Origin of the sequence: Paraburkholderia polaris (genome assembly GCF_012927345.1) — a bacterium.
GTDB classification, from domain to species: domain Bacteria; phylum Pseudomonadota; class Gammaproteobacteria; order Burkholderiales; family Burkholderiaceae; genus Paraburkholderia; species Paraburkholderia polaris.
This window is the reverse complement of sequence record NZ_JABBGJ010000093.1, coordinates 1-11,398: the sequence shown is the minus strand read 5'-3', so window position 1 is coordinate 11,398 and position 11,398 is coordinate 1. Positions and strand designations below refer to the sequence as shown.

General features: G+C 57.3%; 8 protein-coding genes. 1 reads left to right on the top strand and 7 read right to left on the bottom strand.

From position 1 onward, the window contains the following. The 5 genes from HHL24_RS42380 to HHL24_RS42360 all read right to left on the bottom strand — a co-directional run. Positions 1 to 463 (bottom strand): IS6 family transposase (locus HHL24_RS42380; protein ID WP_169491202.1); only part of this gene is annotated, 463 nt, incomplete at its 3' end. 566 nt (positions 464 to 1,029) lie between these two features. Then, a complete protein-coding gene (locus HHL24_RS42375; protein WP_169491201.1) occupies positions 1,030 to 2,499 on the bottom strand; it encodes a glycoside hydrolase 5 family protein in 1,470 nt (489 codons plus the stop codon). Positions 2,500 to 3,490: 991 nt separating this feature from the next. After that, positions 3,491 to 5,767 (bottom strand): tyrosine-type recombinase/integrase, encoded by a 2,277-nt coding sequence (locus HHL24_RS42370; protein WP_169491200.1) that lies wholly within the window; start codon positions 5,765 to 5,767, stop codon positions 3,491 to 3,493. Positions 5,768 to 5,779: 12 nt separating this feature from the next. Further along, positions 5,780 to 6,580 carry a tyrosine-type recombinase/integrase gene (locus tag HHL24_RS42365; RefSeq protein WP_206003272.1) on the bottom strand — a complete coding sequence of 267 codons (801 nt, stop codon included), beginning with the start codon at positions 6,578 to 6,580 and terminating at the stop codon, positions 5,780 to 5,782. Between the two features lie 1,501 nt (positions 6,581 to 8,081). Beyond that, positions 8,082 to 8,360 (bottom strand): hypothetical protein, encoded by a 279-nt coding sequence (locus HHL24_RS42360; RefSeq protein ID WP_169491199.1) that lies wholly within the window; start codon positions 8,358 to 8,360, stop codon positions 8,082 to 8,084. Between the two features lie 119 nt (positions 8,361 to 8,479). Between HHL24_RS42360 and HHL24_RS42355 the strand changes: the two genes are divergently transcribed. Further along, positions 8,480 to 9,358, top strand: coding sequence for an H-NS family nucleoid-associated regulatory protein (locus HHL24_RS42355; RefSeq protein WP_169491203.1), 879 nt, complete (start codon positions 8,480 to 8,482; stop codon positions 9,356 to 9,358). 188 nt (positions 9,359 to 9,546) lie between these two features. Here the strand turns inward: HHL24_RS42355 and HHL24_RS42350 are convergent, their stop codons facing one another. Both HHL24_RS42350 and HHL24_RS42345 read right to left on the bottom strand, forming a co-directional pair. After that, entirely contained in the window at positions 9,547 to 10,185 is a 639-nt protein-coding gene (locus tag HHL24_RS42350; RefSeq protein ID WP_169491198.1) for a sel1 repeat family protein, read from the bottom strand. 814 nt (positions 10,186 to 10,999) lie between these two features. Further along, positions 11,000 to 11,218 (bottom strand): hypothetical protein, encoded by a 219-nt coding sequence (locus HHL24_RS42345; RefSeq protein WP_121113242.1) that lies wholly within the window; start codon positions 11,216 to 11,218, stop codon positions 11,000 to 11,002. Between the last annotated feature and the right edge of the window lie 180 nt (positions 11,219 to 11,398).

The window sequence follows — 11,398 nt, the reverse complement described above, 5'->3', positions numbered from 1 at the left end:
CATGAGCGAGCTCGGGAATGTCAGCCTTTGCTGCGGGATAGCTGCGCAGCTGGTCGGTAACGATCTTGCGCGGCAGCGGGTTTGAACGCAGCACCCGCCGGAAGAAGCGCTTTGCCGCAGCCTTGTCGCGCCGCTTTTGCACCAGCACGTCGAGTTCGACACCATGCTCGTCGACCGCTCGCCACAACAGATACGGCTCGCCGCGCAGCGTGACGAACATTTCGTCCAGATGCCATGTGCTGCCCGGCTTGCGCCGCGCCGCTTTGGCACAACGGGCGAATCGAGCGCCGAACTTGTCACACCAGCAACGGACCGTTTCGTACGTGACCACGACACCACGCTCGAGCAACAATTCCTCGATGTCGCGAAGGCTCAGGTTGAACCGGAAATACCACCGAACCGCGCAACTGATGACGACGGCTGGGAAGCGGTGACCGTGATAAAGCGATTTCGTTTTCTTCATCACTTCATTCTACCGCCGCCTCCCCATCAACCTGACAGAGCCCTGAAGACCGATGCCGGCAGTGATAACAAAATTAGTTGAAAACTATTAACAGATTTAGTTGTGTGAGCGCGATTTCCGCCCTCTTCCGGCATGTCCGCAAACGAAGGGGTAGATAGCTGCAATTATGTGGAATTGGACGATTTTTTCGTTGGGAACTAAAACTGGCGAGTTCCGGCCTGCGATGATATGTTCGGAGTTCCTGATATTGCCCAGAAAGCCAAGTCGACAGGCAAATTTCGACCCTGAAGGGACGCTCGATTTTGCGGCAAGCGGCCGTTCAAAATTGAAGCGTGTAACCATATCTGCTCTTTTGATTTCGTGCCAGTATTTGAGCCAGTCCTAATGACCATCCCAGTTGCTCGAGAACACCAATGGGCTCGGAAATATCGGCCGACATCCTTAATCACGGCTGGTATCTTTCGAAGAGCGGTTGGACCCTCAGCGCGACCTTGAATGCCCTGTGACAAAGTCGCGCTGTTGGATTTACACGTTCTTGGCGGTCGCCGCCAGGTGCAGCGCAAACATTATGTACCGGTCGTTGGCTGCTGCTGGCGATTTGCCACGGACGTTGAACATCCACTGCCTGCGGGCGTGGAAGGAGTGCCTGGAACGCCATCCAGATTCACTCCGACGACGCGATAACATGGCTTTGACTGTCCGGTCGTATCGACCCAGCCGCCTCCTGCATCGGTCGTGCAATTCTGGCACGGCGTCGTCCAGCTTCCGTTCGCCTGCAGCATCTGTACGGAGTAAGTGGGGGAACCTGCTGCACCTTCAAATTCGACATGTCCGCCGTTGGTGGATGTGATCACCGGCGCTCCTACGAGTTCATGCGAAGGAGCAGCGCTAAATCTATTCATTGTGTAATCGTGTTGGCGCAGCATTTGCGCTCGCTGAGCCATATCTGCGGCGGTATTGGAAAGCGTGGTAATGCCCGTGTAATAGAGCGCCCACCAGTTGCCGTCTTCAGTTGTTTCGCAGTTGGGCTGACATTCTTCGTTGGCGGGAATCGGCAACCAGCCGTGCCCGCTGGCATGGCCTAGCAGCGCCCAGAAATTGTCGCCTGCGATATTGGAGTCAGAAGCAACGCCATCCAGAAACGTTTGCAGAGCCGCAGTGGTTTGATAATCGGTCTGGTCCCATCCGTATTCAATCAAAACGTTTGCCTTGCCGGCAGCAGCGACTTGCGCAGCGATCGTATGAATCTCCGGTGAGTTGCCGGTCGTCTTTTCGTTCCCAATGGGTGACCAGTGCGGATACCATTCTTCAGCGAAAACATCGACGTTGGACGCGCTGAGCACAGATGACGCCGGAATGTTTGACCCATTCAGGCTGATATCGATAAACAGCTGCCTGTTGTCAATGGACTTAAAGTAATTGGATACTGTGTTCAGCCATGTTGTCATTTGCGCATCAGAGATCACGGGAGGTATTATGAGCTGGCCGGTCGGGGATTCGGTTACGGCACTGGTGTTGATATTGAGATCATTGCCATCCACCCATCCGAGGAAGGTCGGGTCATCCTTATATGCGAGACCTGTCAGCGGATTGACGTGAGTCAGTAACGCCTGCATATGCCGCTCGTAGTCACCGATCAAGTCCGGGTTGGTCAGGAATGCTGCCGGGCAATTAGTGGCAGAGATGCTGCGCCATGTACACCACCAGTTGAAACTCTCATTACCCCCTCCGGTGCCACCTGCATCGCCATCAAACTCGCCAATGAGCTTGATCCCGTATTTGCGCGCTTCTGCAACCACCATATCCATCTGCGCGAACGCGGCATCGTTGAACACACCTTGAGAGGGTTCAATGCAAAGCGGGCATCCAACCGTATCGCCGAGCGTTTGCGCGCGAATCACGGTGGCGCCCATTTCATGGGCGGTCGCGAAAGCGTCGTCCACCTCGTATTTACTTGGATAGCTTTCGCTCCCGACCGGTATCGACACCGACGGAATAGGACCGTAGTTCTTTAGTCCAAGATATTCGATATTCATGCCGGTGAACCGAAAATTTTGTCCGGCCACCATCAATTGAGACCCTTGCCGCGTAACGAATGAGTTTGCGTACTGAGCAGCGCTAAGGTTGGGTAAATTCGATCGTTGAGCGGCTGTGCCTGAGAGATAGGCAGGGGACGTATCTACAGAAGAGCCCCCGCACGCCGCAAGGAAGACGAGAATCGCTCCGGCTCCCACGTACTTGATTGCTCGTACCGGGCTTCTCATTACAGATCCAAGTGCAATCGTTGACATACTGTGTCTCCTCCAGAATTATCGTCGATTATTTAATAAGTACTACTTAAAGCATTGGAAATTTTGTGTCGTATCCAACCAGTAGGCCGCCGAGTTCATCTCTTCCGCGCTGTCGATGTCTTGGCTGTGGAAGGGATTTTTCCTGTCGGCGTCCGGGACGCAAATCCAGGTCGCCATCGCGAAAGAGCCCCCAACCGTAGCGTCAACAACGCGCCGATAAAGAGTCTCTTAATGAGGATGTACTGACAACGAGTAGTTTCACTAATTTTTAGTTTGTTTAGCTAAACAAAGGCCTTGATTAGCTGCCTGTTTGTTTGATTCTTGATATTGAGCGTGTCCATGAACCCCGGACCAGCATCTACAGGTCCCGGGTGGACAACCACAAGCCCCCCCCCAATTCCTGTCTCCAGAACGTCTGACACCGGCCGATCGTCGCCCCGACCCAAGTCGCCGCCGCAAAAGCGATTTTCAGTGCCACCGTCGGATCGTCCGACAGAATGTGGTCGATCAGCGCGCGCTCTGGGACGCGACCAGCGAATGGTCCAGTAGCGCTTTTCCTTCATCGCACGTCGTGAAAGCACTTCGTAATGTAGTTCGCCGGATAATCCGAGAGCTTGCGCCTCAAGCCCTTCTACTTGAACGGAATGAACGGAATGAACGGAATGTCAACAATCTAGGTAGTAACGTTGAATGGCTGAAACTGGCCGACTCCTGCCCGATGCCTTCAACATCTGTCTCACCGCTTCCTTCGAAGCGAGCCATCTGGTGCCGGCATGGATTCGAGGCGTCGAAGCAGCCGGTCGACAGCGCTCTGGTCCCCCTCGATTGCATTGCGCTCTTCATCGGTGAGCGGTATTTCCTGCAGCATACGGATCATGCCGGTCTTTGATGCGATAAGTTCACCCCGCGTCGATTCTTTCGGAACATAGAAGTCGCACCGGGCACACGCCATACGATGCGGACACTGGTCAAAGAACTCATAAGAGCACAACCCGTGGCCCAGATCGTAGTAACGCCATGGTTCATCTGGATTCCGGCTGTCGATAGCCTGCCGGTCAATCAGTACCTCCATCATTCTCAGGTTCCGTTGAAAGTACTGCGCTTCGGAGTAGGCTCTTGCCAGCTTCGTAGGCGTGAACGCGACATAGTGCTGCGTGCTGACTGGCGAGCGATGGCCAAGCCACGCCTGCAGTTCGAATAGCGTCATCGGTTCCCTGGCATTGAAGAGCTGGCTCGCGATAGTCGACCGTGCCCGGTGGCTGCTGATCCGGCCGCGTGCGTCCACAGATGGAATCCCAGCCTTACGGCAAAGCAGGGGAATCAGATGCCGGTTCAGGTAGTGATGCGGAATCATCCTCGCACGATACGAGAACAGGAAATCAACCTGCTCGCCCGTCTTGATGTCGAGCGCAAGCGGTTGTATGGGACGCACGCGCTCCCAGGCTGATACCGCTTCGCCAACAATCGTGTCGATCGGCTTTGCAAATGCGGTTCCTGTCTTATTAACTGGAACATCGAGCATCCAGCATTGCGCCGCCAGTTCTTCTGCGGGCGGTCCCTTGCGCACGCAGCCAACGCGTAGTCGAACGATCTCGTCGCTACGTAATCCGGCAAAGAGCCATACGATGCTCAATGCCTGCAGCATCTCAAGTGGATAGTAGCCACCAGTGCAGCGACGCTTCTCCGTCAGATTGCCGCCGTCCGATGCTGCGCTGCCATGCAGGGGAAGATCACTTGACCCCAAATTCAGGCCGGCCCAGAGGAGTTTGGCCCAAAGATCGTCGGCAATGGTGCGGGGCGCCGGTCCTATCAGTGATTTGACCGGGCGAGGCGTCGCAAACGCGCGGGTCGGATCAAATCGGCGCGGGATCCATTCCCATTCCTGGGCATCAGCGAAAAAACACCTCATAGAACCCAGCAAGGCGTTCTTCGAGCGCGCTGTTATCGGTTTGCCGAGTCCATTGCTTATATTTGCGGTGTGCCAGATATAGTCCCCAACACGCATCCGGTCCACATCGCCAACGTACTCTGCCGCCAGTTCCCGAGTCCATTGATCGGCACTGGTAACCTCGGGATGCCGGTCTTTCAACCAGCGACCGGCCTTCAGAATCATGTTCCGAAATTGGCGGCGGCTAGCTGCCGCCAGTGTGCTGGTCGCTTCCCATCGCTCGACCATTGCGACCCAGTCGGCAGCGATACCTGCGATTCTCGCCGCAGCTATGAATTCCCTGTCCACGGTATCGCGCACTGTGGGTTCATCTGAAAGTATCCCCAATGCCGCGAGGACGCGCGCCAGCTGGAAGTACAGGGAGCTGCGATGGTCAGAGTCGCGCCATCGGGCACGAACCGCCCCGATGAAGTCGGCTGTCAGCGATTCAAGCTCCGGCCGCTGATTTATAAGCAGAAGCTCTGCGACCATGCTCATCAGTGGTTTGTTCGGGCTGCGATAACCCCACGCCGTCACAATGTCCGTCACGCGCGTCAACGTTGCAGTGACCCGGTCCTTGCCGAAGATCTTCTCTGCCAGAGCGACCCGCTTTACCTCTCCAAGACTGGAAATGTCGCGAAAACAGCGAAGCAAATAGGCAACGGCAATCAATGCCTGGCGCTCACCAGCGGCGCGCGGCTTCACATCGTGCGCCGAAACGAAGACCTGCTGGCTGGTGCCGATAACTTTTCGCCAGATGGTCTCGTCCCATGCCCAGAAAGTTGTCCTTCGCTCCGCACAGCCTTGAAGAAGTATCAGCCGGACGCGGTCGCCACAGCCACGTCTGCCATCGATCACGGCAAGCGCGTCATTGATCGGCGTCAGCAGCCGTTCCAGACCAGCCAACTGGCCGAGCACAGCCCTTGCTCCGAGCTCGGTCCGCAGGTCCGCTGAAAGCTTGCGTGTCAGTGGCTCGTGTTCTGCATCTGTCAGGCTGCTGCTGCGATCATAGTCCGCTATCCGTATTGGCCAGAGCCAGGTACAGGCGCCGGAGGCTGAGGTTAGAGTGCGGGATGCCTTCATCATCGCCACCGCTCGTCAGTCAGCACCAACAAGGGCGTCAACGCGCCACGAATGGATCTGACGCATTGTCTTTGCCAACCGCTCCGCCAGATCCTGTCCGGACAGATGGATGTATTGCCGCGTCGTCTCCAGACTCTGATGACCAGCAAAGCGGGCGATCTCATGGAGTTGCCAGCCTGACCGGGCGAGATCCGTCAGGCAAAGATGACGCAATGTATGGGTGGAAAACGACGGAACGTTGGCACGGAGCGCAATGGAGCGGACAACCTTGGACCACGTCCACAGCGTGATTGGAGCTCCCTGGTTACGGGGTGACTCAGAAAGAAATAAGGCTTGCCGGTCGCCGGCAACACATTGCCGATGCAGAAGGTAGTCGCGCAGCAGTTGCCCAGACGTGTCGGAATACGGCACGACACGCTCCCGTCGGCCCTTGGTCGTCTCTGCGCGTATACGCAGCAACCGGTGCGCTGGATCGAGATCACTGCTTCGAAGCTCGCACAGTTCTTCCCGACGAAGCGCTGCATCATAGGCAAATGCCAGCATGCACCTGTTTCGCCGCGGTTCGTCGCGGACCACAGCAAGGAGTGCCGTCCACTGCGTCTCCGTCGGAATCCAGGGTAGCTTATGAAATTTTTGGACGAGGCTTCGGTCACCGCGAGCGCCGAAACGGCTGGATGACGTATGTCGGCCGCGGCTCACAGGGTTGTTTCTGACAAGCCCCTCATCAACAAGAAACCCAAAAAACAACCGCACGGCAGTGAGACGCTGCTGCAGTGTTGCGTTCGATAAAAAGCCGCCCGAGTCGATGCGAGTCACCCTGGCACCCGATCGCCTCGGCTGGGTGCGCAGTTCACCGACATACCGTGCAATAGCTTCTCGCGATGTAGAGCGGAGGTCGATGCAATGGTCCTGCGCAAAGCCAAGGAAGTCTTCCATCGCTTACATGTACGCCGCGACTGTGTTTCTCGCCAGACCGAGTGATGTACAACTTTGTATCCAGCGGCGAGCGTAACCGTTCGAAGCGATTAGCGGGAATCGTTCCCAGACCGGTTCGACGGAAGCGTTGCTTGCACCCATTAGTTGCTCCCTGCGAGCGATGCTGCCTCGTCAACTGGTGACGAACCAACAGGCAAAAAACAGCATCGCCTTCGACACGGGTTATCCACCGGGCCGCTCGCCTCTCGCTATAGAAAAAGCGGGCGGCGGCCCCGTGGATAACCCTGCCCTTTCCTGTTTCAGGACGCAAGGAATGCCATGCCGATGGAAAAGCCGCTCCACCGTAGCACGGAATCAATTCCAATTAACTTAAAATAAGCGCCGCTTCATTTGGGCTTGCGGGCAGTTTGTAACCGCAAGAATCCCCTTGTCACTGGTGCTCCTTGAACCGAACGGCGGCGCCCTTGCGCCGTCGACGGCGTTTGCGCCCTGACCAGGATGACACCGCGCTTCCATAGCCCAGGCATTTACAGCCCGCCAACACATTCGCGGTCTTGCGACGAAGCAAAAGTAGAAGCGTTCCAAAAGTGAAAGTTGCAACAGCATGTTGGCCAGACAAGGGCAGGATCGACGTGACGGCGACCGTGCGCAAAAGTGAAAGTTGCAGCGTTTCGGAGGAAACAGCAGCACCGGGACGCGCATCCGGAGCGTGAGACGTCAGCCTTTCACTTTCGCCGGATACGAAGTGAAACTTTCAACATCGGTGCTCTGCAACCTTGTCTGGTCCGCGAGTTCCGAGTGGTGACGTCTGCAACTTTCTTCAATGCACGGCCACGCGCCGCGCAGTGGCTATTGTGTAGACGTAGTCGGTGCTAGCGACACGTGGCTACAAAGGGGCAAAGGCGGGGCTGGCAGCAAGATTGGCCGCCTGTCCTTGCACAGCCACACCTAGGTCCGCGCAGGTGCGGGCCATTTTTTGTGCCCTTCCAACCCTGATGACTCCACTAATCATGTTTGTTGAAGCGAACCTGCCCACCAAATTGAATCGTGAAAACCGGTGGGTCATGACCCGGGCCCGGTGACACCGATCAGGGTCGGTCGACAAACCTTCCGATTACTCAAACCGTTTCATTGCCAGTGTGGAGAATGCCGAAAGCCATCTCTTCTGCGCGCAGCTCACCTGTTCGAATGATAGGTTGGCAGGCTCACCTCAGAATAATGGGTCGGATCTGAATTGAGGATTCACCCCACGCACGTAGTTTCGATCTCACTCGGTGATTCTGATATTCGAAGTTAATCTCAGATCTCCGGGCCGCCCCGACCTCGCGATTTTGAACTTTCAGGCGATGGCTTTCTTCGCTCTCCCGGTTGACTACCGGCCTCAGCGCAGCTGAGCCCTGAATTCATTGCGTCGATCCTGTCGTTCCTTGGGTGTCAGGTCGGCGAAACGCCGGGATGCTGTGGCTGGCAACGGCGATTGCGAGTGTCCGGCGGCCGACGTGTCGATGCCGGCGCGCTGCGCCCGTGCCTGTGCTACTTCGTTGACAAGCGCCGTCGCTCGCGCGCTGCCGCTGAGCTCGACGAGCCCTCGCCAGGCGATGATTTCAGGTCCGTCGTCGAACCAGTTCTCTTTGCGCGTGATGTGAAAATCGTATCCCATACCCGTAGTAGTCCTGCTTTCGGCTTACCCAGTCAGGTTACAGCGCCAATTCACCCATAGCCTCGAACGTGCGACCGTGGCATAGTGCGCTCAGTTTATCAACGACTGAGGGAACTCATATGGCAACGCTAGAACAAATCCAAGCCCGGGTAAAGAAGCTGCAAGCTCAAGCCGAAGCATTGCTTGCGAAGAAGACTCACGCGGCAGTCGACCAAATCCGCAAGTTGATGCTTGAGCACGGTTTGACGACAGCAGACATCGAAGCCAGGGCGTCGACAAAGCGAGTGGCGAAAGGGCTGAAGATCGGCGCCGCCGCTGGCAAGACGAAGGTCGAAAATGTCGCCAGGACCAAAGCATCGCCGAAATACCAGAATCGCAAAACAGGAGCAACGTGGACCGGTCACGGCCGCGCACCGACCTGGATTGCTGAAGCCAGAGACCGGAGTAAGTTTCTGATTGCAGGTGCCGCTGAAGCGACCGTTGCGACGACGGCAAGTCCTGCGAGCAAGAAAAAGACTGTGGTCAAGACGGCGTCGAAGACTGTCGGCGCCGCGGCTCACAAAGGACAGCGGAAGGGTCCGCAACCGGCGCTCTACCGAGACCCCAAGTCGGGCGCAACATGGAGCGGTCGCGGACCGGCGCCGGCATGGCTGGCCTCGGTGAAGGACCGGACCAGGTTTTTGATTGATGGGGCGGCCGCCGCGACTGCGTTGGAGAAGGCGAGCAAGCCGAAGGTCGCAACGAAGCAGGCCGTCGCGAAGAAGGTGGTGACCGGGAAAACGCAGGCGGCGAAGAATACAGGTGCTCCCGGGAAGACGGTTGTCACGAAGTCCTCTGCTGCCAGCACGAAGGCTGCGACGAAGAACACCGCCGTTTCGCCTGCGACGCGTCCGGCTCCAGAGAAGGTGTCAGCCAGGAAGCCTGCAGCGGTCAATGCGGCTCCTGCATATCCGGATGCCACCGCTGCGCCGGAAGCCTCGATCCTATTGAGTGCGTAAGTCGACGCCTGGCGGGTGATGCCAGCGAAGAAGAAGGCACCTGCGAAGAAATCGGTTCGCGGCAAAAAGGTGGACGCGACGAGGTGTGTCGCGGGCGCGCCGGGAGCCGCGGCTGATCAAGCGACCGTATAAGTGAGCACACAAAGATCGCTTTTCTTCATGGCGTCTCCACGCGCAATTGGTGTGATTTACCTCGAACGCGCCCGCAATGCGTCCAGACGGGCGGCGCATTTTGCGTCCGAACCACCACGCTTGTAGGCCTGTGCCGCCTTCGTGCTGTCGGGGACGACGTCGCCGGGAGCACTCCTATCCCAGCGTCCCTCCCAGTACAAGCCCAGGTTATACGCGGCCGACCGGTGTCCAAGCTCCAGTGCCGTGGCATACATGTCTTTAGCCATCTCGAGGTCGGTGTCCATGCCACGACCAAGCCGCGCACTGTCCGCGAGAGCCGCGGCCGCCATGCCGCGTAGCGGGTCACTCGCCATATCGTCTGTCAGGACGTCGCCCAGAATGACGTGCCCGCCTTCGTAATCCGCGGGCCCACCGGTCTCCGTGACGAGAGACAGTGCAAGCGCGACCCGCAGGGATGGGTGACGGCCGGGGCCAACCTGTTCAAGCAGACGACGGCCGAGGTAAGGCGCGCCCGCCAGCGGACTTGTGAGCAGGCCATTCGCAATGGCCGCGATAGATTCAAGTGAAAGAAAGCCAACCTTGTTTGCCGACACAACGTGCCGGAAGAATCTCTCCACGTCGAGTGACACGTCGCCCTGGCGAAGTTGTGCCCACTCGCGTTCAATCTGGCCCAACCAGCTGGAATCTACAGACATCCGATTTTGCGTCCTGTGGTGAGTGATGAGGGCGATGATACCTCGCTGCTGCTGTCGCCTGATGCCCACGCATGGCGAGGCCGCATTCGTCGCATCCTGAGTCTATGACTGCCGCTCTGCCCGGGCAAACTTCTCATTGAGTTCTCCGTCCCGGCTCTGCCGGCGACCACCACGCCGAAGCGCCTGGTGTCGACGCACAGGCATCCTCCTGCGACTGGCGCAGCACAATGGCGATTCAGGTCAAGACGGTGAAGAACGCGAAGAGAAAGCACGACCGCCGCATTGGGTGCGCGTGGTACGTCGGCAGTCGGGTAATGGCAGACGTTTCAGATTTCACGTCTGGTTACACACAAAAATACGGGTAATCTGCGGGCCCAATATAGTGCGTTCACGACTGACAAGTGAGGCACGTTATGAAAAGAATCTTTGCGTTCATGCTGATGGCCGTATGTCTTGGAACCACGCTGGGCGGCTGCATCGTGGTGCCTGCAGGCGGCTACTATCACCACTATTAACCGTAGCTGGCTCGCTGCGCGTTCAACTGCTCAACCGTACACGCCTGACAAAGTACGTCGTGCAGCCCGTCGCGTTATCGATGAGGGGTGCAGCCGCGCATTGGCAGTGTCTCGATATGATTGAGGCCCTTGGCGCTATCGGTGCCAAGGCTGAACTTCACACCGTGCGCGGATGCACTGTAGCGACTTCACGCGGCCGCGACCGCCGCGTTTGAGGAAGCGTCCCGGACAACGCAAAATTGGGTGGTCGCTAACTTCAGCCTTAGTGCTGTCCCAATATTCAACGGGTGCGGCTCGCGTCAACCATGGCTATCGACCCAGGCGCGCGCCCAGGCAAGCCCAGCCTGTCGGGCATCCTCTTCAGTCTCAAAACTGCCGAGAATACCCGATGTTTCGATGACCTTTGTGTGCTGCGTGATGGTTCCACTCGCCGCGTACCGTTCGGGTTCAAGGATATCCATCTGCTGGAGAATGGCGTGCCCCCAGATGGAGTATCCCTTGTAAATTTCAGCTTGCATGTATTCCGTGCATGAATGAGCAGAGGTTTTCTCAGACGCCTGTGGGCCCGCTACACCTGCGCCAGATTTTGGCAACGACGGTACTAGCATAGTTGACTGTCATCACGTCAGTGAAAAGTTGCTCGGGGCGCGCAGCATCCGTGTCCTTCAATTCTGATTCAAGGACAGCTTTCGCGATTA